The sequence below is a fragment of the Desulfothermus naphthae genome (genome assembly GCF_054657475.1).
Window position 1 is genome coordinate 449,898 of the sequence record NZ_BAAHYQ010000003.1, and the last position, 24,450, is coordinate 474,347.

The following is a 24,450-nucleotide window of genomic DNA, read 5'->3' on the forward strand; positions in this document are numbered from 1 at the left end:
TAATTATCCGAAGTATAATTACCTAAAATTGCTTGCCGCTTTAGCGGCTTCGTCCAACAAATGGGTGCACCTGACCGCCATTTCGGTGGCGCTTCATGGCGGCAGGTGACCCCGGGTGTTAGCGTATAAGGATATATAATTTAGACTATTTTTTTAATAAAGTTAAAAAAGGGTAAAATAAATGGAATTAAAAGAAAAAATAAAAAAAGAAATTGACTCTATCCCAGAAGAATATTTATTTCAGTTAGAAAAATATATTAAAATTTTAAAAAATAACATTCAAAAGGAAAAACGAATAAAAACTCTTCATTTACAAGGAAAATTTGACAAAGTAAACATAAGAAAAATGGCATATGAGTAATTCTATATTAATAGACACAAATGTTCTTATTTACGCAGTTGATGCTGATTCTCAGTTTCATAACCGAGCATGGAATATTTTATTAGATCCAGAAGTAAGACTTTTTACAACATCAAAGAATATTTCTGAATTTTTAGTAGTCTTGACAAGAAATGTAGAGATAGGATTATCAACAGGTGAATGTTTGGAGATATTAAAAGAATTATTAAGAGATATTGTTGTGCTTTATCCCACCCCGAAATCATTTAAAATCTTTGAGGAATTAATTCAAAAATATAATCCTCGTGGTTTATGGATACATGATGTGGAAATAGCTAGTATTGGCATTTCATATGGTGTTTCAACTATAGTTACGAGAAATGTTTCTGATTTTAGACGAATAAAGGAAATAAGTATAAAAGAAATATAATCATTACAAACGGTTACGCTAACAAGGCGCTCCAGTGGACTCGCAACCCGCCTGCGCCTACGGCTTGGCGGTTGCTCGCCGCTGAGCTTTGCGTTCGGTGTAGATTAATAGGCAGTAAATGAAAAAATTGTGTTATATTATAGCCGGTCCTAATGGAGCAGGAAAGACAACTTTTGCAAGAGAATTTCTTCCATGTGAGGCGAAATGTACTAATTTTATAAATGCAGATTTGATAGCTGAAGGATTAGCACCTCTCCAACCTGAAAAGGCTGTAGTAAAGGCAGGAAAAATCATGCTTCATCAGATTAATGAATATATTAGAAAAGGAAAATCTTTTGCTTTTGAGACTACTTTGAGTGGTAAGGTTTATCTTAAGAAAATTAAAGAAATGAAATCAAAAGGATATGAAATAATTATATATTATCTAAAGTTAGCCACAGTAGAATTGGCAATAGAGCGTGTAAAACTGCGTGTTGCACAAGGGGGTCACAATATACCTGAAAAAGATATTAGACGTCGCTTTGAAAGAAGTTGGATTAACTTTATTCACCTATATAGACCATTGGCTGATAAATGGGTAGTATTTGATACATCTGGTCCAGAGCCAAAGATATTAGATAAGTCGGAGTAATATTTATGAGGAAACAGAGAGAAGATTATACAGTTATGGCTTTAAAAGCTCTAAAAAGAGCAGCTCGTAAGACATTGGAAAGAGCTTGCCAAGATAATTTACGAGTACCGATATGGAGAAATGGTAAGATAGAATATATCTCCAAAGAAATAAACACCGAACAAGGCGCTGAAGCTGACCGCCAACCCGCTGCGCCTTAGGCTTGCGGTTGTCGGCAGCTTAGCTTTAACGTTGGGCTATATATGGATATCCATATAAAAATAAATCAAGATGATTAATAGACCGATACGCGCCTTTATTAGTTATTCTCACGCTGACGAAGCATTTCTTAACGAACTCGTGAAGCATCTCTCGCTACTGAAACGCCAAGGGTTACTTGAGACATGGCATGACCGAGAGATTACTCCTGGCATTGAATTTGATGATACAATCGACAGAAATCTTGAAGAAGCCGATATCATAATATTGCTTGTAGGCCCTGACTTCATAGCCTCGGATTACTGTTATAGCAAAGAACTTAAACACGCAATGGAATGTCATGAAAGAAAAATAGCAAGGGTGATTCCAATTATTGTTCGTCCAGTGGATTTAGACGGAGCTCCTTTCATGAAACTGCAGTCCTTACCCAAAGATGCTAAGCCTGTGTCAAAATGGGAAGACAAGGATGAGGCTTGGTTAAATGTTGCCAAGAGTCTCCGATCTGTTATTGAGCAGATAAGAAAACTTGAGGAGCCTATTCGTATAAATATAGCGCCTGACAAGGAACAGGCTATTTGCATCAAGGCCGATGTCGAATTTTGCATAAAAATGAGGCAAAGGAATGGGATACCTATCCAGAAAAAACAACTCTCCAAGCTAATTGATGAAAATATTAACAGGTGGGACTATTCACCACTTGGTATGTTATGGGACTCTATTGTTATCCGGACAAAACACTATCTTTTACCAATACTTAAAGAACGTATTCGGATTGAATCAGAACTACGTGCTGTTTATCGTATACCATTTACCCAAAAGCGGATAGTGGCTTTAAAACACCAGCTTTATATGATAGTGCAAAAAGAATGGCCTTCTATTGTAAGTGCAAGTTATTACGATGCTATAAAACATGTGGAACGAAAGCTAGGAGAAGTACCTGAGTATAAACGTATTGAGTTAAAGGAGCGGCAAGAGAAGTTTTAAAATTGCAACCTAATGGTCCATTCTTTACTATGATTGATAATATGATTGATGATATGCTTCAGATTGCGTTGGCTGATTCAGTTCTTTTAAGTAAGTGAGAGTCTAACATAGTTTAACAGAAAATAAGTGTTGCCCAACAAAGCGCTCCAGTGGACTCGCAACCCGCTGCGCCTTAGGCTTGCGGTTGTCGGCAGCTTAGCTTTAACGTTAGAATTATAAATAAATAGGAGTTGGTTTTAATGAACACAGTAAATGATCCAATAGTAGCCCTCATTGAAGAGTTTTTAATGAATGGAGCCGGGTGGCTGGCCTGTTCATTAAGAAAAGTACTATTAGTATCAAAGCAAAGAACTACACCTTATGGATTTGAATGGCTTATACAAACAGCGCTTGCTTGCTTTCTAATAAATAAAAAACAAGTAGGAAATTTAAAAATTGGACAACAAGATCAGGATACAAAGAAAAAATACGATATATCTTTTGAATTAAACAATGAACAATTTATTATTGAACTAAAGACAACCGCAAATCTTGATCTTTCTTTTGTAAAAAAGGACGCCCAAAAAACAGTTCCAAGTGATGCCAAGTTGTATCTGTTGGTTTTTAGCTATCCAACAGACAAGGAAAGCCCTAAAATAGAAAACTGTGAATTACTAATTGACCAGCTAACTTATGAAAATTTTAAGTGTCTTTTATTTAGAAAGAAGAACTAAATTCTAACGAATAAGGTTAGATTGTGAGAGCGAGCGTAAGAGAGCGAACCACAATCTGAACCGTTTGTTGGACAAGCCCGGTTAAATATAGAAAATATCTTTTTGTGGCTATGGAGTGTTGATCAAGGAAAGTGGTGGTAAGGGGCATTGGTTGGATTAACCAATGCTATGGGAAGTTGATTTGTTGTTGCGATTGTCATTTTTTTTAATATCCAGGCAATTTTCAGGTAAAAAATTCTGTTTTTAGGGTATAACTATCCTTTGCCGGGGATTTTAAAAGATCTCCGGTTTTTTGAATCATATATGGTTTGAGCTTACATAATCATCCTCCCAGCCCCTTTCATGTACAATAACCAGGTTGCGATGGTAATAATCCAGGTATCATTGTTTTTATAATCTTCATGCTATTTCCACAGAGGGGGCAGACTATTGACGGTTTTGGTTTTCGTTTCCATTTGGTGAATGGATTAATACGGAGTATCAACTGTAAAAAACAGATTAATTTCTTGCTGCATGAGTGAAGAAAGCCATAACTTCTGCTTCTTCTAAAGCCTTTAGGCAATACATGGAGCATAATGAGATAGAGGAAGTATTCACCTGAAACGGTTCTGGTTTTATATTGCCTGGTTTTGGCATGGAAGTATCTGAAGGTGACCTTTCCGTTTTTGCATTTTAAGATGTCCTTTTCCCGAATAACTCCTCTGTAAAGATAATTGCCAAGATAGACAATGGCCTTTTCAGCGTTTCCGACGTTTTTACAGTGGACGATCCATTTTTTGGAGCAATTTTTGGGGAGTCTAAGTTTTGCATCTACAATGGCGTGCAGGAGTTTAGCCCTAAACACGGTTCCAAGAGCCTTTTGGTTAAAGAGGTATTTAGTGGATTTTGTTCGCCACAGCCCTGTTTTTGTATTGATGCTGGCTGCAGGCATGATTACATGGATGTGGGGATGATAGTTAAGGTTGCGGGAATGGGTATGAAGTACGGCAATAAAGCCTGCTGCACCGCCAAGTTTTTTATCGTTTTTTACAAAAGTCTTCAAGGTTTCCTGGACAGATTCAAACATCAGGGAATAGAAGGTTTTTTGATTTTTCCATGCCAGGTTTCTGAGCTGAGTGGGAAGAGTAAATGTAATCAGCCAGTAAGTAGCGGGAAGTTTTTTGCTCAACTGATTTTCTATCCATTGCTGGTTTTCATGGTTCTGGCAGTGAGGACAACTTCTGTGTCCACATGAATGTGGAATATAAACGGTGTGGGAGCAGTTATCATTTGAGCACCGTGCTAACATGAGAGGGCCATGTTTATCCCTGCAATGTTCCATGACATGTAGGGCCTTTTTATGGGCCGGCAGGACGAAATTTTTATACTTTACAAAAAAAGAATCTTTGAATTGGGTTATGATAGAAGAAAGGTAAATCATTGCACATCTCCCCATCTGATTTCAAGGTGATTGCTGAGGAAGTTTGCAGCTTTTTGAGCATTGGTTCCGGTTTTGTTGGTAAGGTGTGTGTATTTTGAGGTTGTGAGGATGCTGACATGCCCCAGGATTTTCTGTAATTCTACAAGGTCAACTCCGGCCTCCAGCATATGTGTCGCATAACTGTGGCGAAGAGAGTGACATGAAATTTTTTTTCTAATTTCTAGTTCTGTGACAACTACTTTCATGGCAGTCTGGATGCCACTTCTATCCAGTGGTTTGTCAACAAGATGGGCGTTTTTACGACCTCTTTTGCGATTTGGGAATATAAAGCGTGGATGTTTGTGAACTCTCCAAAAATTTCTGAGTACCTGTAAGGTTTTCCGTGGCAATGGGACTAATCTATCTTTTCTGCCCTTGGCATCACGAATATGAACCCTCATGTTTGTATAGTCGATATCTCCGAGGTGAAGCTCAATTCCCTCACCCAACCGCAATCCCAATGAATAGAGTGTGAAAAAGAAAACTTTGTAACTCAAACTTCTGGTAGCTGTTATTAATCGTTGAAGTTCTTCTATAGTCAGAATATCAGGAATTCTGGATGTTTTTGGCGGTTTAATCAAAGGGATATTTTCCCATGTTTTTTTCAGCACATAGGAATAAAAAAATTTGAGACCATAGAGATCGAGCTTGACGGCACTCCAGGAGTGGCTTGCCCGAAGATCGTTGAAGTAATCCAGAAGCTGGTCAGAGGATAGGTCGGATATTTTACAATCAAAGTAATTTCCGATTCGCCTAAGTGCCCTAGAATATGCCTCAATTGTTTTTGGCTGAAATCCGCTTAATTTCAGTAACTTAACATGTTTTTGATAATAAGCATTGAATTTGGGGTCAGTGGGCATGTTTGTGTTCATTATAACCTCCTAATTTAAGAGCCTCTTCTTGGCTCAATACTAGCTAACCTTTTATCACATAAACTTTATATTGCAATCATTAATTATCCGAAGTATAATTACCTAAAATTGCTTGCCGCTTTAGCGGCTTCGTCCAACAAGTCGGTTCAACAAGTCGGTTCAACAAGTCGGTTCAACAAGTCGGTTCAGCGGACTCGCTAACCGCTCGCCGCTGACCTCTAACGTTAGGAGATAAAAATGATATTTAAAGTTGGCAAAAAAATTCATTCACAAACTTTAAATAAATGGCGAAAGAGATTAGAAAAAAAATTTGATTTCGAGGCGGAAGGAGATAGGCCTACAGAAAAAATGGAAGATTCAATAGAGAAGATTGAAGAAATAATAGTAGATAAAACTAAAATATGGTATAAAATTGGGGCAAAAAGGGGAATTCAAAAATTTATTGAAAAAATTTTAAACCAAGAGATTCAGGTAAAAAATACAGAAGATGGTATAGAATTAGTGACAAATATAGATAAAATTGAATGGGAAAAGAATTTAAAAATAAAAGTTGGAAATAAAACAAAGAAAGAAAAAGTAAAGATTACCTTAAGTTTTATTAAAGATTTAGATTTTGTTAACACCTAACATACGCTCCAGCGGACGGTGTTATACGCAGACGCTGAGTTTAGGCGTTGGCTATGATTCAATAGATGGAGGAAGAAATGCCTATACATGAAATTTTTATGAAAATTCCTTCCAAAACAGTCTTAAATAAAGATGTCGAATTTCATATATACTCTGATAATGAAAAGTTAGGAACATTAAGAATAAGTAAAGGATCAATTGAATGGAAACCTAAAAGTCATATCAAAGGATTTCATTTAGAATGGGAAAAGTTTGATGCCTTAATGAGGGAGAATGGTACACAACCTTAATTATAATTTTAAACAGGATCAAATTGCATGAAAGTTACCTTATATGTTGAAATAAGTGAGTTAAATTTGAAAAAATCAAATACCTTACTCCCCACTATTGAAGTAGATTTAAACACTATTCCACAAAAATTTTTTGGATATGGAGATATAGTTTGTGATGCCCTAAAAAAATTTGCTTGTCATAATAAAGATATCACTGCAACAGTTTATGTTTATCATGGACAAAGTGTAAATTTCCACGAGTTGTCTAACTCTGCTTTTTTCGCTGTTGTTGGATCTCAACAAAATGAAATTTTAGACATTTTGTTAAAGTGCTTTAAAAGCTTATCAATAAAGGTAATGAGAAGTAATTACATAAATCCTTTAAAAGGATTACCAGAATTTCATGTTGAAAATGGTTTCGTATGGCAGCCAATAGATGCAATTGAATGGTATACTAAAGATGTTATATTGGATGAACCAGAATTAGTTAGATATAGAGGGGCTAGAGATGATGCAATGGTAGGAACTATTATTCAAAAAATAGAAAAATTATTTAAATTACCGGAAGGTTCAATAAGAATATGTAAACCAGATGGAAGTTTTTTTAGGAAGGATGCTAAAATAGCGACAGTGAGAAGGCATTGGCAAGAATAACATAATATAAAGCTAACAACGGGTCATATTTGAGCGAGATTCCGTTGCGCTCCATGTCGGCAAATGACCCTGAACGTTAGAGACAGAAGAAAAAATTAAAGAGATAGATAAGTAATTGGTATTTTGATTAGGTGTAGGTGAGGAGATTATTTTGTGTTAAAGAGATAATGGTGTAAAGAAATAATCTTTTTGATTATTCGTTGCATTAATAAATAATTTTGTGATAGGAAACAAAGTAATAGGATAGATTATAAAGGGATTGAGAAGAAAGATTAGTTGTTGCTATATTCTATTATTTTGCAATAAAGAGATAATTTTATATTTGAATTATAAAATCCCATATAAAATAGATAATCAGTTGTATAAAAGAGATTATTTATTGCACAATAGACGAGATTAAAAAAGAAAAAATCTATTTGATTATTTCGTTTTAAAGAGATAATTTTTTGAGATAGAAAAAAGATAGATACATTTTGTGTTATATAATTAATTGGTATTTAGATTAAGATAGAGGTATAGAGCTTAGTAACATAGTAATAAAATCTCTAACAAATTGCTCCAGTGGACTCGCAACCCGCCTGCGCCTACGGCTTGGCGGTTGCTCGCCACTGAGCTTTGCGTTCGACGCATAATAAAACGATAAGGATATCAAAGATGAATACAACTGAACTAGAAATATTGCAGAAACTAGATAAAAATGACCAAGAAAAAGTTAAGTATTTTTTGAAATTATTATTTAATCAAGCAAAATATAAAAAATTAAAGGATGAAATATTATCCCGAAAAGATGAAATAAAACATGGAGAAGTTTTTGAACATGATGAAATATGGAAAGAATTAGATGTTTAAGATAATCTATGCAAAAAGTGTATTAAAAGATTTAAGGAAAATATCTAAAAAGAATCTGCCAAAAATAAAAATGGGTATAGAAGATTTAAAAAATTTTCCTAATATTTCCCAGATTAAACATTTAAGAAATCATCCTTTAGCAGATTATAGATTAAGAATAGGAAATTACAGAGTATTATTTGATATAGATTGGGATGAAAAAGAGATTTATATATTGAAAATAGGTCATAGAAGGGATGTATATTAAATCATTAATTCTCGGTGAGAAATAATTTGATTTTACGGTCTTATATAGTTATTTAGAGACAGTTATAGAATATCTTTTTGTTTATTTTTTTAATATATTCTACGAAAAATAAATATAATTTTTCTTGTACTTTTTTTGTAAATCTGACGTTTACAAACTCACCGAGAATTGCTGATATTATAGTATCCTGCAGAATTCTATGTAATTGACCCATAATACAAAAACAGAATAAAGAAAAATAAAGAACGAGAAAGAGAGAAATTTTATAAAAACAATATCATAAATATTATAAATAGGGTTTCGCCGAACAAGGCGCTGCAGTGGACTCGCAACCCGCCTGCGCCTACGGCTTGGCGGATGCTCGCCACTGAGCTTTGCGTTAGCCCTAAATAAAAGTGGTGAATAGAGAAGTAATAATAAAAGAATTACAGAAAATAAAAGAAAAATATAAAGATAAAATTATTAAGATAGGTATATTTGGTTCTGTAGCAAGAAATGAATATAATCAAGAAAGTGATATAGATGTAGTTGTAGAACAAAAATATCTAGATTTGTTTTTATTAGGTAGAATAAAAATAGAACTGAAAGAAAAGTTTAACAAAAATGTTGATATTATAAGACTTAGAAATGATATAAATCCTTTTTTAAAGAAAAGAATAGAAAGAGACTCTATTTATGAATAATGACAAAGAGTTAATAATAGAAATTTTGCAGCAAATAGATAATGCTTTAGATATTATTTTGTTTCTTTTTAAACCAGTGAAAACAGTATCTGATTTTACCGATTCACCACGTGTCATGGAAAAATTGGATTCAATATGTATGTAACTTATAGCAATTGGAGAAAGTGTTAAAAAAATAGATAAACTTACATAAGGGAAATTATTTTCTAAATATCCTTCTATTGATTGGAAAGGGATAAAAGGAATGAGGGATATAATAAGTCATCAACATTTTGATATTGATGCAGAGATAATTTATGAAGTATGCAAGAATAAAATACCAGAGCTTAAAGATACAATAGAAGAGATTTTAAAAGACATATAAAATCAAAGGGCTAATGAATAAGGTTAGATTGTGAGAGCGAGCGTAAGAGAGCGAACCACAATAACGAATAAGGTTAGATTGTGAGAGCGAGCGTAAGAGAGCGAACCACAATCTGAACCGTTTGTTGGACAAGCCCGGTTAAATATAGAAAATATCTTTTTGTGGCTATGGAGTGTTGATCAAGGAAAGTGGTGGTAAGGGGCATTGGTTGGATTAACCAATGCTATGGGAAGTTGATTTGTTGTTGCGATTGTCATTTTTTTTAATATCCAGGCAATTTTCAGGTAAAAAATTCTGTTTTTAGGGTATAACTATCCTTTGCCGGGGATTTTAAAAGATCTCCGGTTTTTTGAATCATATATGGTTTGAGCTTACATAATCATCCTCCCAGCCCCTTTCATGTACAATAACCAGGTTGCGATGGTAATAATCCAGGTATCATTGTTTTTATAATCTTCATGCTATTTCCACAGAGGGGGCAGACTATTGACGGTTTTGGTTTTCGTTTCCATTTGGTGAATGGATTAATACGGAGTATCAACTGTAAAAAACAGATTAATTTCTTGCTGCATGAGTGAAGAAAGCCATAACTTCTGCTTCTTCTAAAGCCTTTAGGCAATACATGGAGCATAATGAGATAGAGGAAGTATTCACCTGAAACGGTTCTGGTTTTATATTGCCTGGTTTTGGCATGGAAGTATCTGAAGGTGACCTTTCCGTTTTTGCATTTTAAGATGTCCTTTTCCCGAATAACTCCTCTGTAAAGATAATTGCCAAGATAGACAATGGCCTTTTCAGCGTTTCCGACGTTTTTACAGTGGACGATCCATTTTTTGGAGCAATTTTTGGGGAGTCTAAGTTTTGCATCTACAATGGCGTGCAGGAGTTTAGCCCTAAACACGGTTCCAAGAGCCTTTTGGTTAAAGAGGTATTTAGTGGATTTTGTTCGCCACAGCCCTGTTTTTGTATTGATGCTGGCTGCAGGCATGATTACATGGATGTGGGGATGATAGTTAAGGTTGCGGGAATGGGTATGAAGTACGGCAATAAAGCCTGCTGCACCGCCAAGTTTTTTATCGTTTTTTACAAAAGTCTTCAAGGTTTCCTGGACAGATTCAAACATCAGGGAATAGAAGGTTTTTTGATTTTTCCATGCCAGGTTTCTGAGCTGAGTGGGAAGAGTAAATGTAATCAGCCAGTAAGTAGCGGGAAGTTTTTTGCTCAACTGATTTTCTATCCATTGCTGGTTTTCATGGTTCTGGCAGTGAGGACAACTTCTGTGTCCACATGAATGTGGAATATAAACGGTGTGGGAGCAGTTATCATTTGAGCACCGTGCTAACATGAGAGGGCCATGTTTATCCCTGCAATGTTCCATGACATGTAGGGCCTTTTTATGGTCCGGCAGGACGAAATTTTTATACTTCCTAAAATCTGCAATTACAGTTCAATCGTAAGCAACTGATTGTTCTGGACAGAGATACCTAGATATGGAGCTGTTATGTTAAAGGATATGTCTCCCTCATTGTGACTTGGAAGGCTTTTTCAGGTAGAAGCTGCGGTCAGTGGCACTCTTTACGGGTGTGTAAAGGCACACCACTGCACATGGACTTACGCAAAATCCTATTTTGGAGGATACTCTCAAAAAAAGATTAAGCAAATTGTAATGACCGGATGGAATTTTCTATCTTTATCCAACGTTCTTTGAAAAAATAATCCCTCGATAATCGAAGGAACCATTGTCGTCCCGCATGCATCAGCCGAGCTGGAACATGGATTAGAAACATGCGGATTGTGTTGGGCTCTTCTCTAAAACCATCTTCATCGTTGAGCCACATCATCCAAACCAGTAGATTGTAAGCCAGAATACAGGTCTGGAATATGGCGGAGTTGGCCCAAAAATCCTGTGTCAAAATGCTTCCAGAGGCCATCTGTCCCTTACACCACTCAATCCAGTTTTCACTGGCCCCCCGTTGGCAATAATACCTGTGGACGTCCCAGGGACTCAGGTTCATATTTGTTACATAACAAAAATAATCATACTCAGTCTTTGTAACGCTGAAAAAAAAGCAACTAAATTTGCTCTCTATTACTTGACGTACGGCCACAAACCGGCGGGGGTGTTTCCACCTCTCACATTTGTATGTGAATTCGGTCTTCTCATAGCCAGGTCTATTTTTAACCTTGTGCCATTTCTGAGCTTCTAAAAGCTGAGTGAGTCCTCGCATCTTAACCTTGATTAAGTACAAAGCATGAGCCTCTTCTAAGTAGTCTAAAAGTTCTCCATTAAAAAAGGCGGAATCTGCACGTACAATAATTTTCCAGACTCTCCTTGGAAGCTTGGCAAAGCACTCTTGCATAAACTCTACACAACCATTGGCTGAATAAGCATCTCCGGCTCTAAACCAGTTGTGAAGACATTCCCGCGTCTCAGCAATAAAGCAAAGGAGCGGATGATATCCCCTTTGTCCTGGCTTCTTGGGGTTGTAACCCTTCTCGGCACCTTCCTGTTTCCCATACACCCCACGCACTGTAGAGTCCAAATCTAAAGTGATGCGGCTAAACCATTTTTTACCCCAAACCTTTTTGCGCACTTTTGTTTCTACATCGGAGAGCTCATTGCAATGTCGGGGATTAAACAACTTAAAAACCCGATTTATGGTAGTATAGTCAGGAAACCTTTCCCATTTAAAAAGCGACCTCAATGCTAAATCAGATCTTAGGATAAATACATGGCTCATATGCTTAGCCCCAGCTAACACTGCCATCATCAAAATCATGATAATGTCGGAAACCTTATACTGTGCGGTAGCTCCCCGCTTAATAGTAATGTGTTGCTCAAGCATCTTGGGAAGCTTCAGTTTGTCAGCAAACAGGCCCAGCAATACCAGTCCGGCGTTGCCCGTAAGATTTTTTTCAGTGAACTTAACATGGAATCTACGCATAGAATCAGTGCCTCCTTCATACTTCCTATTTGAAACACTTTATACCATTAATTCACTATATTGTCAAGCTAAACATTATCTTATGATGCAAATTTTAGGTACTTTACAAAAAAAGAATCTTTGAATTGGGTTATGATAGAAGAAAGGTAAATCATTGCACATCTCCCCATCTGATTTCAAGGTGATTGCTGAGGAAGTTTGCAGCCTTTTGAGCATTGGTTCCGGTTTTGTTGGTAAGGTGTGTGTATTTTGAGGTTGTGAGGATGCTGACATGCCCCAGGATTTTCTGTAATTCTACAAGGTCAACTCCGGCCTCCAGCATATGTGTCGCATAACTGTGGCGAAGAGAGTGACATGAAATTTTTTTTCTAATTTCTAGTTCTGTGACAACTACTTTCATGGCAGTCTGGATGCCACTTCTATCCAGTGGTTTGTCAACAAGATGGGCGTTTTTACGACCTCTTTTGCGATTTGGGAATATAAAGCGTGGATGTTTGTGAACTCTCCAAAAATTTCTGAGTACCTGTAAGGTTTTCCGTGGCAATGGGACTAATCTATCTTTTCTGCCCTTGGCATCACGAATATGAACCCTCATGTTTGTATAGTCGATATCTCCGAGGTGAAGCTCAATTCCCTCACCCAACCGCAATCCCAATGAATAGAGTGTGAAAAAGAAAACTTTGTAACTCAAACTTCTGGTAGCTGTTATTAATCGTTGAAGTTCTTCTATAGTCAGAATATCAGGAATTCTGGATGTTTTTGGCGGTTTAATCAAAGGGATATTTTCCCATGTTTTTTTCAGCACATAGGAATAAAAAAATTTGAGACCATAGAGATCGAGCTTGACGGCACTCCAGGAGTGGCTTGCCCGAAGATCGTTGAAGTAATCCAGAAGCTGGTCAGAGGATAGGTCGGATATTTTACAATCAAAGTAATTTCCGATTCGCCTAAGTGCCCTAGAATATGCCTCAATTGTTTTTGGCTGAAATCCGCTTAATTTCAGTAACTTAACATGTTTTTGATAATAAGCATTGAATTTGGGGTCAGTGGGCATGTTTGTGTTCATTATAACCTCCTAATTTAAGAGCCTCTTCTTGGCTCAATACTAGCTAACCTTTTATCACATAAACTTTATATTGCAATCATTAATTATCCGAAGTATAATTACCTAAAATTGCTTGCCGCTTTAGCGGCTTCGTCCAACAAGGCGCTGAAGCTGACCGCCAACCCGCTGCGCCCTAGGCTTGCGGTTGTCGGCAGCTTAGCTTTAACGTTGGGCTCAAAAAAGCTAATATTTATGAATTCTCGCTTAATAGCGTTTGAAGGGTTGACTTGTTGATGGCCAAGAGCTAAAATATTTATATGTATAAAATCACTTTTAGTAAACAGGCTGACAAAACTCTTCGAAAAATGCCTCGAAATTTAGCCTTAAAAATTGCTAAAAAAATAAAAGAATTAGCTAACCATCCAGAAAAAATGTCAAATATTAAGAAATTAACCAATCATCCTGGATACAGGATGCGAGTGGGAGATTGGCGTGTAGTTTATCTGGTTAATGATAGTGAAAAAAATATTCACATTATAAAAATAAAAACGAGAGGTGGAGTATATAAATGAATGTTCAAATTATTGAAAAAAATGGTAAGCCTGAATGGGCAGTAATTCCTTATAAAGAATATATAAAAATTCAGGAATTAATGGATGATATTGAAGACAGAAAGGATATCGAGAAATATGTTCAAGCAATAGAGAGTGGGGAAGAGCAGAACATTCCTGGTGAAGTGACCTTTGCTATTTTAGAGGGGATCCATCCCATTCGGGCATGGCGTGAATACAAACAAATTACGGTTAGAGAGCTTGCAAAACGAGCAGGTATTACGTCTTCATATCTTTCTCAGATAGAAACTGGAAAAAGAAATCCCACAATAGATACATTAAAATCAATAGCAGAGGCCTTGGGGATAGATGTTGAAATATTAATTTGAAGAGCGCCCAACAAGGCGCTGAAGCTGACCGCCAACCCGCTGCGCCTTAGGCTTGCGGTTGTCGGCAGCTTAGCTTTAACGTTAGCCCTAAATAAAAGTGATGAATAGAGAAGTAATAATAAAAGAATTACAGAAAATAAAAGAAAAATATAAAGATAAAATTATTAAGATGGGTATATTTTGCTCTGTAGCAAGAAATGAATATAATCAAAAAAGTGATATAGCTGTAGTTGTAGAACAAAAATATCCAGATTTTTTTTGTGAGGTAGGAAAAAAATAGAATTGAAAGAAAAATTTAATAATCATGTTGATATTATAAGAGTTAGAAATGATATAAACCTATTATTGAAAAAAAGAATAGAAAGAAATTTTATTTACGTATAACGATAAGGAATTGATAATAGAAATCTTACAGTAAATAAATAATGCATTAGAAGTTATTCTATATCGTTTTGCACCAGTAAGAAAAGTATTAGATTGTATCAATTCTTTAGGAGGTATGTAGAAATTGGAGAAAGTGTTTAAAAAAATAGATAAACTTATAGAAGAGTAATTATTTTCTAAATATCCCTCTATTGATTAAAGGGATAAATTGAATGATAGATATAATAAGTCATCATTATTTTGATATTGATGCAGAGATAATTTATGAAGAATGCAAAAACAAAATACCAAAGCTTAAAGATACAATAGAAGAAATTTAAAAAACAATATAAGATCAAAGGGCTAACAAGTCGGTTCAACAAGTCGGTTCAGCGGACTCGCTAACCGCTCGCCGCTGACCTCTAACGTTATACTATAAAAAATGGAGTTATTTAAGATGTTATTAACAGAAAAATTGAAAGAGATGTCAAAAAAAGAAAAACTTGTATTAATGGAACAAATTTGGGATTCCTTGTTACAGGAAGATGATGGAATAAATTCTCCTCAATGGCACAAAGAGATTCTGGAAGAACGGATGGCAAAGATGAAAAAAGGGGAAGCTAAATTTATTACCATCAATGAATTGAGGTAGATGAATTGAAAAGAATAAAAAGGATATTCCTTCTTGAGGAAGTTAAAGAGGATATTGAAGAAGGAAAAAGATTTTATGAGATGCAAGAGAAGGGGTTGGGAGATTATTTTAGAGATAATATAATATCTGATATTGAGTCCTTATTCCTTTATGGAGGAATTCACTCTAAAAATTTTGGTTTATATCGTATGTTAAGTAAAAGATTTCCATATGCGATATATTATGACATAGATGGAGAAGATGCGATAATAGTAGCAGTTTTGCATATGAAGAGAGAATCGAGCAAATTATATAAGAATTTAAAAAAGAGATATTCCATAAAATAGTATAACGAATAAGGTTAGATTGTGAGAGCGAGCGTAAGAGAGCGAACCACAATCTGAACCGTTTGTTGGACAAGCCCGGTTAAATATAGAAAATATCTTTTTGTGGCTATGGAGTGTTGATCAAGGAAAGTGGTGGTAAGGGGCATTGGTTGGATTAACCAATGCTATGGGAAGTTGATTTGTTGTTGCGATTGTCATTTTTTTTAATATCCAGGCAATTTTCAGGTAAAAAATTCTGTTTTTAGGGTATAACTATCCTTTGCCGGGGATTTTAAAAGATCTCCGGTTTTTTGAATCATATATGGTTTGAGCTTACATAATCATCCTCCCAGCCCCTTTCATGTACAATAACCAGGTTGCGATGGTAATAATCCAGGTATCATTGTTTTTATAATCTTCATGCTATTTCCACAGAGGGGGCAGACTATTGACGGTTTTGGTTTTCGTTTCCATTTGGTGAATGGATTAATACGGAGTATCAACTGTAAAAAACAGATTAATTTCTTGCTGCATGAGTGAAGAAAGCCATAACTTCTGCTTCTTCTAAAGCCTTTAGGCAATACATGGAGCATAATGAGATAGAGGAAGTATTCACCTGAAACGGTTCTGGTTTTATATTGCCTGGTTTTGGCATGGAAGTATCTGAAGGTGACCTTTCCGTTTTTGCATTTTAAGATGTCCTTTTCCCGAATAACTCCTCTGTAAAGATAATTGCCAAGATAGACAATGGCCTTTTCAGCGTTTCCGACGTTTTTACAGTGGACGATCCATTTTTTGGAGCAATTTTTGGGGAGTCTAAGTTTTGCATCTACAATGGCGTGCAGGAGTTTAGCCCTAAACACGGTTCCAAGAGCCTTTTGGTTAAAGAGGTATTTAGTGGATTTTGTTCGCCACAGCCCTGTTTTTGTATTGATGCTGGCTGCAGGCATGATTACATGGATGTGGGGATGATAGTTAAGGTTGCGGGAATGGGTATGAAGTACGGCAATAAAGCCTGCTGCACCGCCAAGTTTTTTATCGTTTTTTACAAAAGTCTTCAAGGTTTCCTGGACAGATTCAAACATCAGGGAATAGAAGGTTTTTTGATTTTTCCATGCCAGGTTTCTGAGCTGAGTGGGAAGAGTAAATGTAATCAGCCAGTAAGTAGCGGGAAGTTTTTTGCTCAACTGATTTTCTATCCATTGCTGGTTTTCATGGTTCTGGCAGTGAGGACAACTTCTGTGTCCACATGAATGTGGAATATAAACGGTGTGGGAGCAGTTATCATTTGAGCACCGTGCTAACATGAGAGGGCCATGTTTATCCCTGCAATGTTCCATGACATGTAGGGCCTTTTTATGGGCCGGCAGGACGAAATTTTTATACTTTACAAAAAAAGAATCTTTGAATTGGGTTATGATAGAAGAAAGGTAAATCATTGCACATCTCCCCATCTGATTTCAAGGTGATTGCTGAGGAAGTTTGCAGCCTTTTGAGCATTGGTTCCGGTTTTGTTGGTAAGGTGTGTGTATTTTGAGGTTGTGAGGATGCTGACATGCCCCAGGATTTTCTGTAATTCTACAAGGTCAACTCCGGCCTCCAGCATATGTGTCGCATAACTGTGGCGAAGAGAGTGACATGAAATTTTTTTTCTAATTTCTAGTTCTGTGACAACTACTTTCATGGCAGTCTGGATGCCACTTCTATCCAGTGGTTTGTCAACAAGATGGGCGTTTTTACGACCTCTTTTGCGATTTGGGAATATAAAGCGTGGATGTTTGTGAACTCTCCAAAAATTTCTGAGTACCTGTAAGGTTTTCCGTGGCAATGGGACTAATCTATCTTTTCTGCCCTTGGCATCACGAATATGAACCCTCATGTTTGTATAGTCGATATCTCCGAGGTGAAGCTCAATTCCCTCACCCAACCGCAATCCCAATGAATAGAGTGTGAAAAAGAAAACTTTGTAACTCAAACTTCTGGTAGCTGTCCCAATGTCTCAGGAAAGATGTCGCCTTAGTGAGATAAGAAAGGGGGTTCTTTTCTTGAGCTCCTATCTTATCATCCTTCCCCCTAGGGGGAAGGGAAAATTTTAACCTGGGCGAAAAGGAGTCTTTTATTATGTTTTATCCTGAAGATGTTAAAGAAAGTGTGCTTAAGCAAATTTTAACCACTTCAAAAACAGTTGCTGCTATTGCAAGAGAGAATAATATCCCCTATAGTACAGTGATGACATGGAAAATTAACGCTCAAAAAGGAAAAACAATGAATAAAAAATTTTCAGCTGAAGAAAAACTTAATTTACTTTTTCAATGTGCCTCAATGAGTGAGATTGAGGTGTCCAGGTTTTGTAGGGAAAAAGGCATATATCCGAGTACATTGGAGAAATGGAAACAGGCCTGTCTGGAAAATATTGATAACCGTTCTAATAAGGAATTCAAGAAAAAAGAGAAAAGATTAAAACAGAAGATTTGCAAGTTAGAAAGGGAAATACGGCGAAAGGACAAGACTATAGCAGAGACAACGGCTTTATTGGTGCTTAAAAAAAAATGGGAAAATTTCTTGGAGGAGCAAGAGGACGAAAGATAGAGTTACAACAAAAAGAATATGCTTACAAAGCTATAACACAAGCCAAAAAAGAGGGGTGTAGTTTGAAAAAAGCATGTGATCTTATTGGGATTTCAATAAGGACTTACCAACGATGGAAGAGTGCAGGGACTTTGGAAGATAAGAGAAAAGATGTCCCCAGGAAGCCAGCTAACAAGTTGTCTGAGCAAGAAAGAAAAAAGATCTTATCTATTTGTAATTCAGAGACCTTCAAAGAGTTATCCCCCAATAAGATTGTACCCATGTTAGCTGACAGAGGGCAATATATTGCATCAGAAAGTACTTTTTACCGTGTACTCAGAGAAGCAGGTCAATTGACACACAGGCAAAGGTCTAAACCCAAGACATATTCCAAACCTAAACATTATAGAGCTTCAGGGCCGAATCAGATTTGGAGTTGGGATATCACTTATCTTCCTACATTAATCCAAGGCATGTTTTTTTATTTATACATGTACATAGATATTTATAGCCGTAAGATAGTAGGATGGGAGGTATATTCAGAACAAAAAAGTGACTTGGCAACAAAAGTACTAAATAGAGCTTTGCTTTGTGAAAATATTACAGGACAAGGGCTTGTGATTCATTCAGACAATGGTAAGCCTATGAAAGGCTCAAGCATGTTAGCTACTATGCAGAATTTAGGGATAGTGCCATCTTTTAGTCGCCCTCATGTTAGTGATGATAATCCATACATAGAGTCCCTTTTTAAAACAGTAAAATATTGTCCTGAGTATCCATGTAGATTTTCTAGTCTGGAAGAAGCCAGGAATTGGTGTCTTGAATTTGTTAATTGGTATAATTTTAAACATTATCACAGCAAAATTAAGTTTGTTACGCCTGAGCAGAGACACTTAGGCTTGGATATTGAGATTTTAGCCAAGCGTAAAGAGGTATACAAAAAAGCCCGTTCTAAACATCCAGAGCGGTGGTCTGGAAACATCCGGAATTGGGATCCTATTTTAAGTGTTGATCTCAATCCAGGAACTAAACAACATCTTAAAAAGGTTGCTTGATGGGAAAAAATAAAATAACTTTTGGTGACATCTTTACTGACATTCACCGTTACCCACCTGTGCCATGAATCTGTATCGCAGTGAGCGCAATCGACTGAAAAGTTGGATGTGCTCATTATATCGTTTGAAAACAACAGAAGCATTTTTTCTAGCTTGATATTGAGCATCGGTTTCGTTTGGTCCACGTTCGATATCTTCTGTTTCTTTAGAAAGACTTACAGGATGTCTGATATACCTAATAACATCTTTTACCTCGTAAAATAATGCAAGAACCTCTTCAGCTAACTCTATTTTGCGTTTTTCAATGTATTCTCTTCTCCATGAGTCAATTCCATATATGGCAACCCATATACCTATTAAAATAGATACTTCCTTTAACGCTTCTAGTATAGACATTTAGAACTATCCAATGATCATTCAGCTAACACCCAAGCTTAGGGGCGGCGCTGTAAGCGCCGTCCCCTAGAGCGGTTTGTTAGCTGCTTTTTCTCTTTTGCTGACTTTACTAAATCTAAAACAGAAAATTTATCTTGGGTCTTTACAGGGTAGGTCGAATAAATTAAATCAACAAATTGATCCCAATATAGTGACTTCGTTTCCTCTATCACTTCTTTTAAAATATCTATCTCTTCTTCAGTTAGATCATATTTTTTACTTTTTTTCTTAGAAATTATGATTGTTTTAGGATCACCAAATATTGTCATATCACGTTTGATTTCTAAATGTGGATCCTCTTTTGCCTCATTAAATACATCCTCAACATAAGGACCATAATAATTAAAAAACCATGTTATATTTGTTAGTTGTTTACCATATTTTAGTGCCGCCTTCCAATCTGCTAGATAAACAAGTTTTGTTAAACGAGCCTTTGATAACTCGTTTTGATATGGATAATGATCACAAATATATCTTATTATTTCTCTCAACTTACTCATCGCCCGTCCCTTCTTTATAAATTGTTTTAAGACTTATAGGTTTTAATGTTGTTATTATTTTTATAAAAAAATCATGATGTCTCTCAACTATTTCATCAATAATGTTAGCAGCTTTTTTCCTTTTATCCCTTAATGGAAAGTGATTATTGGTTGTTTCAAAAACTAATAAACCCACTTTCTTATCATGATGATCAAAAATTGGTCTAATCTCAAACAAGGTACTTTTCATTGATAACTTTTCATAATCTTCTTTTGAGAATTTATATTTACTACAAATCTCATCTAAAGACATACTTGATAGCGATGCTGAATAATTATTTCCATCATCCAACCAAGCCTCTCCTAGACATCCTTGATAATCCGGAATTTTGAAACGCCCTTGTTTAACATAGTTTGGGTTTTTACTCCATCTACCAGCATTATAAAAAAAATTATCATGATGAAAATACAAAGTAATTCGTAAAGTTCCACTAGAATCAAAGTTTTCCCTCCATATTTGCCTTAAATATTCCCGTGAAAGTTCTAAAAGAGTTTCACAGAATTTTATCCTTATAGATTGAATTTTTTCTTGGGCTTGATTTAACTCAACTTTATGTTTTTTCATTAATTCTAGTTTTTCTTTCCCTGCTTGAATATAACCTTTAATTGAGATGAAAAGAAAAGATATAAAGCTAATGATAGGCCATTTTTCATATAGTATTAAGGAAATAATAGATTTACTAAAGGTGTCCTCTTTAACATGAGACCATGCAGGAAGAAGATGAAAGAAAAATGATAATGATATTGCTACGCCAATGCTCCCAATAGCTTGTTGTAACTCTGTCTTTTTTTCTCTTAATGCTAGAGGTAACATTTCTTATCTAGCAAGCTAACGTTAGAGGTCAGCGGCGAGCGGGTAGCGAGTCCGCTGAACCGACTTGTTGGACGAAGCCGCTAAAGCGGCAAGCAATTTTAGGTAATTATACTTCGGATAATTAATGATTGCAATATAAAGTTTATGTGATAAAAGGTTAGCTAGTATTGAGCCAAGAAGAGGCTCTTAAATTAGGAGGTTATAATGAACACAAACATGCCCACTGACCCCAAATTCAATGCTTATTATCAAAAACATGTTAAGTTACTGAAATTAAGCGGATTTCAGCCAAAAACAATTGAGGCATATTCTAGGGCACTTAGGCGAATCGGAAATTACTTTGATTGTAAAATATCCGACCTATCCTCTGACCAGCTTCTGGATTACTTCAACGATCTTCGGGCAAGCCACTCCTGGAGTGCCGTCAAGCTCGATCTCTATGGTCTCAAATTTTTTTATTCCTATGTGCTGAAAAAAACATGGGAAAATATCCCTTTGATTAAACCGCCAAAAACATCCAGAATTCCTGATATTCTGACTATAGAAGAACTTCAACGATTAATAACAGCTACCAGAAGTTTGAGTTACAAAGTTTTCTTTTTCACACTCTATTCATTGGGATTGCGGTTGGGTGAGGGAATTGAGCTTCACCTCGGAGATATCGACTATACAAACATGAGGGTTCATATTCGTGATGCCAAGGGCAGAAAAGATAGATTAGTCCCATTGCCACGGAAAACCTTACAGGTACTCAGAAATTTTTGGAGAGTTCACAAACATCCACGCTTTATATTCCCAAATCGCAAAAGAGGTCGTAAAAACGCCCATCTTGTTGACAAACCACTGGATAGAAGTGGCATCCAGACTGCCATGAAAGTAGTTGTCACAGAACTAGAAATTAGAAAAAAAATTTCATGTCACTCTCTTCGCCACAGTTATGCGACACATATGCTGGAGGCCGGAGTTGACCTTGTAGAATTACAGAAAATCCTGGGGCATGTCAGCATCCTCACAACCTCAAAATACACACACCTTACCAACAAAACCGGAACCAATGCTCAAAAGGCTGCAAACTTCCTCAGCAATCACCTTGAAATCAGATGGGGAGATGTGCAATGATTTACCTTTCTTCTATCATAACCCAATTCAAAGATTCTTTTTTTGTAAAGTATAAAAATTTCGTCCTGCCGGCCCATAAAAAGGCCCTACATGTCATGGAACATTGCAGGGATAAACATGGCCCTCTCATGTTAGCACGGTGCTCAAATGATAACTGCTCCCACACCGTTTATATTCCACATTCATGTGGACACAGAAGTTGTCCTCACTGCCAGAACCATGAAAACCAGCAATGGATAGAAAATCAGTTGAGCAAAAAACTTCCCGCTACTTACTGGCTGATTACATTTACTCTTCCCACTCAGCTCAGAAACCTGGCATGGAAAAATCAAAAAACCTTCTATTCCCTGATGTTTGAATCTGTCCAGGAAACCTTGAAGACTTTTGTAAAAAACGATAAAAAACTTGGCGGTGCAGCAGGCTTTATTGCCGTACTTCATACCCATTCCCGCAACCTTAACTATCATCCCCACATCCATGTAATCATGCCTGCAGCCAGCATCAATACAAAAACAGGGCTGTGGCGAACAAAATCCACTAAATACCTCTTTAACCAAAAGGCTCTTGGAACCGTGTTTAGGGCTAAACTCCTGCACGCCATTGTAGATGCAAAACTTAGACTCCCCAAAAATTGCTCCAAAAAATGGATCGTCCACTGTAAAAACGTCGGAAACGCTGAAAAGGCCATTGTCTATCTTGGCAATTATCTTTACAGAGGAGTTATTCGGGAAAAGGACATCTTAAAATGCAAAAACGGAAAGGTCACCTTCAGATACTTCCATGCCAAAACCAGGCAATATAAAACCAGAACCGTTTCAGGTGAATACTTCCTCTATCTCATTATGCTCCATGTATTGCCTAAAGGCTTTAGAAGAAGCAGAAGTTATGGCTTTCTTCACTCATGCAGCAAGAAATTAATCTGTTTTTTACAGTTGATACTCCGTATTAATCCATTCACCAAATGGAAACGAAAACCAAAACCGTCAATAGTCTGCCCCCTCTGTGGAAATAGCATGAAGATTATAAAAACAATGATACCTGGATTATTACCATCGCAACCTGGTTATTGTACATGAAAGGGGCTGGGAGGATGATTATGTAAGCTCAAACCATATATGATTCAAAAAACCGGAGATCTTTTAAAATCCCCGGCAAAGGATAGTTATACCCTAAAAACAGAATTTTTTACCTGAAAATTGCCTGGATATTAAAAAAAATGACAATCGCAACAACAAATCAACTTCCCATAGCATTGGTTAATCCAACCAATGCCCCTTACCACCACTTTCCTTGATCAACACTCCATAGCCACAAAAAGATATTTTCTATATTTAACCGGGCTTGTCCAACAAACGGTTCAGATTGTGGTTCGCTCTCTTACGCTCGCTCTCACAATCTAACCTTATTCGTTGGGCTTGTTGTATAGTTCTATGTTCCTTTAATAGATACTTAAGTAATAATTCCATCAGTGTCGCCTGCTTATCGGCATTTTCAGTATCACCTACAATCTTAAATGATAGCAAAACGTTCTGAACCTCAATAAGACTATCGTGATATTCTTTAAGTTGTCTTACAGTTTTATTGTAAAGATAGAAAAAAACACCTGCTATAAATTCTACTAATATACCTGAACCAGAAGATATATATGCAAGGTACCGTGATTTCTCAGCAACTAAGAAACCAATAATCAGTCCGCTTACGATCAAAAGAAAACCGATAGTTCCAGCAGAAATTGATGCTATGAAACTATTATTAGTATGATCCTTGACTAATCTGTAATAAGCTTCAAGATTTGTTATATTAATATCAACGAGCCTATCAAAATAGGTTGAGTTTTTATCGCTATTTTCTTTATATATCTCAAAATTTAAACCCCTTAATATAATTTCCCTTTTTGCTTTTAGCATATCGAGATCGCGCTCTATAGAGCTTATTTGGGCTGATCTCAAGATATAAAAATATCCCCCGCCAAACAGAACATAGCCAATTACAATAAGACCAATTAACGGTGCCTTATTTGCAATTGTGCTATAGCCTGATTTTTGAAGGATTATTGGCCCCAAGAAAATAAAAGTAATAGCAGCCAAGATTATTAATACAAAAACAGAATAAATTGCTTTACTTTTTTTAACTGACCTAAGTCTAGCCTCAAGCTTAGTGATGTTTAAGTCTATTTCAGTTAATGGATCATTTATATTGCTAATCTCTTTAATTTCTTCTTGCCTGTCCATAAAATTCTCATGCCTTTATAGTAAGCCCAACGCAAAGCTCAGTGGCGAGCAACCGCCGCAGGCGGGTTGCGAGTCCACTGCAGCGCCTTGTTAAAAATTTTATTACTATATTCTTC

At 36.3% G+C, this 24,450-nt stretch carries 34 protein-coding genes and 1 pseudogene; 24 read left to right on the forward strand and 11 right to left on the reverse strand.

All coding sequences use genetic code 11. From position 1 onward, the window contains the following. Positions 1-181 precede the first annotated feature (181 nt). The 6 genes from ACYQ1E_RS13735 to ACYQ1E_RS13760 all read left to right on the forward strand — a co-directional run bounded on the left by ACYQ1E_RS13735 (position 182) and on the right by ACYQ1E_RS13760 (position 3,296). Positions 182-361, forward strand: coding sequence for a hypothetical protein (locus ACYQ1E_RS13735; protein ID WP_027354845.1), 180 nt, complete (start codon positions 182-184; stop codon positions 359-361). Beyond that, positions 354-770: a type II toxin-antitoxin system VapC family toxin gene (locus tag ACYQ1E_RS13740; protein ID WP_027354846.1), complete on the forward strand. Its 417-nt coding sequence runs from the start codon at positions 354-356 to the stop codon at positions 768-770. Before ACYQ1E_RS13735 ends, ACYQ1E_RS13740 begins: the two co-directional genes overlap by 8 nt. A gap of 118 nt (positions 771-888) precedes the next feature. Beyond that, the gene (locus tag ACYQ1E_RS13745; RefSeq protein WP_459880557.1) at positions 889-1,401 is read left to right on the forward strand and encodes an ATPase; all 513 of its coding nucleotides are present in this window, start codon (positions 889-891) and stop codon (positions 1,399-1,401) included. A 5-nt stretch (positions 1,402-1,406) separates the two neighbouring features. Next, a complete protein-coding gene (locus ACYQ1E_RS13750) occupies positions 1,407-1,601 on the forward strand; it encodes a hypothetical protein (protein ID WP_459880560.1) in 195 nt (64 codons plus the stop codon). A gap of 70 nt (positions 1,602-1,671) precedes the next feature. Further along, entirely contained in the window at positions 1,672-2,583 is a 912-nt protein-coding gene (locus ACYQ1E_RS13755) for a toll/interleukin-1 receptor domain-containing protein (protein ID WP_459880563.1), read from the forward strand. 239 nt (positions 2,584-2,822) lie between these two features. After that, positions 2,823-3,296 carry a hypothetical protein gene (locus ACYQ1E_RS13760; RefSeq protein WP_459880566.1) on the forward strand — a complete coding sequence of 158 codons (474 nt, stop codon included), beginning with the start codon at positions 2,823-2,825 and terminating at the stop codon, positions 3,294-3,296. Positions 3,297-3,636: 340 nt separating this feature from the next. Here the strand turns inward: ACYQ1E_RS13760 and ACYQ1E_RS13765 are convergent, their stop codons facing one another. Together ACYQ1E_RS13765 and ACYQ1E_RS13770 are read right to left on the reverse strand one after the other, a co-directional pair. Then, positions 3,637-4,716, reverse strand: a complete 1,080-nt coding sequence (locus ACYQ1E_RS13765; RefSeq protein WP_459874725.1) for an IS91 family transposase — start codon at positions 4,714-4,716, stop codon at positions 3,637-3,639. Continuing rightward, positions 4,713-5,627, reverse strand: a complete 915-nt coding sequence (locus tag ACYQ1E_RS13770) for a tyrosine-type recombinase/integrase (RefSeq protein ID WP_459874719.1) — start codon at positions 5,625-5,627, stop codon at positions 4,713-4,715. The genes ACYQ1E_RS13765 and ACYQ1E_RS13770 overlap by 4 nt, the downstream gene beginning before the upstream one ends. Before the next feature lie 237 nt (positions 5,628-5,864). Between ACYQ1E_RS13770 and ACYQ1E_RS13775 the strand changes: the two genes are divergently transcribed. The 8 genes and pseudogenes from ACYQ1E_RS13775 to ACYQ1E_RS13810 form a co-directional block, all read left to right on the forward strand. Beyond that, positions 5,865-6,254, forward strand: a complete 390-nt coding sequence (locus ACYQ1E_RS13775) for a hypothetical protein (RefSeq protein ID WP_459880568.1) — start codon at positions 5,865-5,867, stop codon at positions 6,252-6,254. A 77-nt stretch (positions 6,255-6,331) separates the two neighbouring features. Then, a complete protein-coding gene (locus ACYQ1E_RS13780; RefSeq protein WP_459880571.1) occupies positions 6,332-6,544 on the forward strand; it encodes a hypothetical protein in 213 nt (70 codons plus the stop codon). A 27-nt stretch (positions 6,545-6,571) separates the two neighbouring features. Then, positions 6,572-7,180 carry a hypothetical protein gene (locus tag ACYQ1E_RS13785; RefSeq protein WP_459880574.1) on the forward strand — a complete coding sequence of 203 codons (609 nt, stop codon included), beginning with the start codon at positions 6,572-6,574 and terminating at the stop codon, positions 7,178-7,180. Between the two features lie 654 nt (positions 7,181-7,834). Beyond that, the gene (locus ACYQ1E_RS13790) at positions 7,835-8,029 is read left to right on the forward strand and encodes a hypothetical protein (protein WP_459880577.1); all 195 of its coding nucleotides are present in this window, start codon (positions 7,835-7,837) and stop codon (positions 8,027-8,029) included. After that, positions 8,022-8,276 carry a type II toxin-antitoxin system RelE family toxin gene (locus ACYQ1E_RS13795; protein ID WP_459880580.1) on the forward strand — a complete coding sequence of 85 codons (255 nt, stop codon included), beginning with the start codon at positions 8,022-8,024 and terminating at the stop codon, positions 8,274-8,276. Before ACYQ1E_RS13790 ends, ACYQ1E_RS13795 begins: the two co-directional genes overlap by 8 nt. Before the next feature lie 398 nt (positions 8,277-8,674). Continuing rightward, complete coding sequence (locus ACYQ1E_RS13800) at positions 8,675-8,959, forward strand: nucleotidyltransferase family protein (RefSeq protein WP_459880583.1); 285 nt, start codon at positions 8,675-8,677, stop codon at positions 8,957-8,959. Next, positions 8,952-9,104: a hypothetical protein gene (locus tag ACYQ1E_RS13805; protein ID WP_459880585.1), complete on the forward strand. Its 153-nt coding sequence runs from the start codon at positions 8,952-8,954 to the stop codon at positions 9,102-9,104. Before ACYQ1E_RS13800 ends, ACYQ1E_RS13805 begins: the two co-directional genes overlap by 8 nt. 63 nt (positions 9,105-9,167) lie before the next feature. Continuing rightward, positions 9,168-9,323, forward strand: a pseudogene (locus tag ACYQ1E_RS13810) (HepT-like ribonuclease domain-containing protein); the annotation flags it as partial. 397 nt (positions 9,324-9,720) lie between these two features. Here ACYQ1E_RS13810 and ACYQ1E_RS13815 read toward each other — a convergent pair. The 3 genes from ACYQ1E_RS13815 to ACYQ1E_RS13825 form a co-directional block, all read right to left on the reverse strand. Further along, entirely contained in the window at positions 9,721-10,764 is a 1,044-nt protein-coding gene (locus ACYQ1E_RS13815) for an IS91 family transposase (protein ID WP_459881797.1), read from the reverse strand. A 211-nt stretch (positions 10,765-10,975) separates the two neighbouring features. After that, the gene (locus ACYQ1E_RS13820; protein ID WP_459874805.1) at positions 10,976-12,268 is read right to left on the reverse strand and encodes an IS1380 family transposase; all 1,293 of its coding nucleotides are present in this window, start codon (positions 12,266-12,268) and stop codon (positions 10,976-10,978) included. Positions 12,269-12,419: 151 nt separating this feature from the next. Beyond that, on the reverse strand, positions 12,420-13,334 hold the full coding sequence (locus ACYQ1E_RS13825; RefSeq protein ID WP_459874719.1) for a tyrosine-type recombinase/integrase: 915 nt from the start codon (positions 13,332-13,334) through the stop codon (positions 12,420-12,422). 296 nt (positions 13,335-13,630) lie between these two features. Here ACYQ1E_RS13825 and ACYQ1E_RS13830 point away from each other — a divergent pair, with 296 nt between their 5' ends. The 6 genes from ACYQ1E_RS13830 (at position 13,631) to ACYQ1E_RS13855 (ending at position 15,594) form a co-directional block, all read left to right on the forward strand. Then, positions 13,631-13,885: a type II toxin-antitoxin system RelE family toxin gene (locus tag ACYQ1E_RS13830; protein WP_459880588.1), complete on the forward strand. Its 255-nt coding sequence runs from the start codon at positions 13,631-13,633 to the stop codon at positions 13,883-13,885. Then, a complete protein-coding gene (locus tag ACYQ1E_RS13835; protein ID WP_459880542.1) occupies positions 13,882-14,253 on the forward strand; it encodes a helix-turn-helix domain-containing protein in 372 nt (123 codons plus the stop codon). Before ACYQ1E_RS13830 ends, ACYQ1E_RS13835 begins: the two co-directional genes overlap by 4 nt. A gap of 100 nt (positions 14,254-14,353) precedes the next feature. Continuing rightward, positions 14,354-14,533 (forward strand): hypothetical protein, encoded by a 180-nt coding sequence (locus ACYQ1E_RS13840; RefSeq protein ID WP_459880591.1) that lies wholly within the window; start codon positions 14,354-14,356, stop codon positions 14,531-14,533. A gap of 316 nt (positions 14,534-14,849) precedes the next feature. Continuing rightward, positions 14,850-14,957, forward strand: a complete 108-nt coding sequence (locus tag ACYQ1E_RS13845; RefSeq protein ID WP_459880594.1) for a HepT-like ribonuclease domain-containing protein — start codon at positions 14,850-14,852, stop codon at positions 14,955-14,957. A gap of 116 nt (positions 14,958-15,073) precedes the next feature. After that, positions 15,074-15,268: an addiction module protein gene (locus ACYQ1E_RS13850; RefSeq protein ID WP_459880597.1), complete on the forward strand. Its 195-nt coding sequence runs from the start codon at positions 15,074-15,076 to the stop codon at positions 15,266-15,268. A 5-nt stretch (positions 15,269-15,273) separates the two neighbouring features. Then, complete coding sequence (locus ACYQ1E_RS13855) at positions 15,274-15,594, forward strand: type II toxin-antitoxin system RelE/ParE family toxin (protein ID WP_459880600.1); 321 nt, start codon at positions 15,274-15,276, stop codon at positions 15,592-15,594. A gap of 338 nt (positions 15,595-15,932) precedes the next feature. Here ACYQ1E_RS13855 and ACYQ1E_RS13860 read toward each other — a convergent pair whose 3' ends face one another. Together ACYQ1E_RS13860 and ACYQ1E_RS13865 are read right to left on the reverse strand one after the other, a co-directional pair. Continuing rightward, positions 15,933-17,012, reverse strand: coding sequence for an IS91 family transposase (locus ACYQ1E_RS13860; protein WP_459874725.1), 1,080 nt, complete (start codon positions 17,010-17,012; stop codon positions 15,933-15,935). Further along, complete coding sequence (locus tag ACYQ1E_RS13865; protein ID WP_459880603.1) at positions 17,009-17,548, reverse strand: tyrosine-type recombinase/integrase; 540 nt, start codon at positions 17,546-17,548, stop codon at positions 17,009-17,011. Before ACYQ1E_RS13865 ends, ACYQ1E_RS13860 begins: the two co-directional genes overlap by 4 nt. Before the next feature lie 146 nt (positions 17,549-17,694). Here ACYQ1E_RS13865 and ACYQ1E_RS13870 point away from each other — a divergent pair, with 146 nt between their 5' ends. Next, on the forward strand, positions 17,695-18,162 hold the full coding sequence (locus tag ACYQ1E_RS13870; protein WP_459874752.1) for a transposase: 468 nt from the start codon (positions 17,695-17,697) through the stop codon (positions 18,160-18,162). Further along, on the forward strand, positions 18,123-19,196 hold the full coding sequence (locus ACYQ1E_RS13875) for an IS3 family transposase (RefSeq protein WP_459874751.1): 1,074 nt from the start codon (positions 18,123-18,125) through the stop codon (positions 19,194-19,196). Before ACYQ1E_RS13870 ends, ACYQ1E_RS13875 begins: the two co-directional genes overlap by 40 nt. 33 nt (positions 19,197-19,229) lie before the next feature. Here the strand turns inward: ACYQ1E_RS13875 and ACYQ1E_RS13880 are convergent, their stop codons facing one another. The 3 genes from ACYQ1E_RS13880 to ACYQ1E_RS13890 are packed head-to-tail and all read right to left on the reverse strand — an operon-like array spanning position 19,230 to position 20,984. Continuing rightward, positions 19,230-19,592: a hypothetical protein gene (locus tag ACYQ1E_RS13880; RefSeq protein ID WP_459880606.1), complete on the reverse strand. Its 363-nt coding sequence runs from the start codon at positions 19,590-19,592 to the stop codon at positions 19,230-19,232. A 38-nt stretch (positions 19,593-19,630) separates the two neighbouring features. Beyond that, a complete protein-coding gene (locus ACYQ1E_RS13885; RefSeq protein ID WP_459880504.1) occupies positions 19,631-20,122 on the reverse strand; it encodes a Panacea domain-containing protein in 492 nt (163 codons plus the stop codon). Position 20,123: 1 nt separating this feature from the next. Next, positions 20,124-20,984, reverse strand: a complete 861-nt coding sequence (locus tag ACYQ1E_RS13890; RefSeq protein ID WP_459880608.1) for a hypothetical protein — start codon at positions 20,982-20,984, stop codon at positions 20,124-20,126. A gap of 204 nt (positions 20,985-21,188) precedes the next feature. Here ACYQ1E_RS13890 and ACYQ1E_RS13895 point away from each other — a divergent pair, with 204 nt between their 5' ends. Continuing rightward, positions 21,189-22,103: a tyrosine-type recombinase/integrase gene (locus tag ACYQ1E_RS13895; protein WP_459874719.1), complete on the forward strand. Its 915-nt coding sequence runs from the start codon at positions 21,189-21,191 to the stop codon at positions 22,101-22,103. Beyond that, positions 22,100-23,179: an IS91 family transposase gene (locus tag ACYQ1E_RS13900; RefSeq protein WP_459874725.1), complete on the forward strand. Its 1,080-nt coding sequence runs from the start codon at positions 22,100-22,102 to the stop codon at positions 23,177-23,179. Before ACYQ1E_RS13895 ends, ACYQ1E_RS13900 begins: the two co-directional genes overlap by 4 nt. A 255-nt stretch (positions 23,180-23,434) precedes the next feature. On the opposite strand, the gene ACYQ1E_RS13905 is transcribed toward ACYQ1E_RS13900, so the two are convergent. Further along, positions 23,435-24,334 carry a TRADD-N-associated membrane domain-containing protein gene (locus tag ACYQ1E_RS13905; protein ID WP_459880611.1) on the reverse strand — a complete coding sequence of 300 codons (900 nt, stop codon included), beginning with the start codon at positions 24,332-24,334 and terminating at the stop codon, positions 23,435-23,437. Positions 24,335-24,450: the final 116 nt, after the last annotated feature.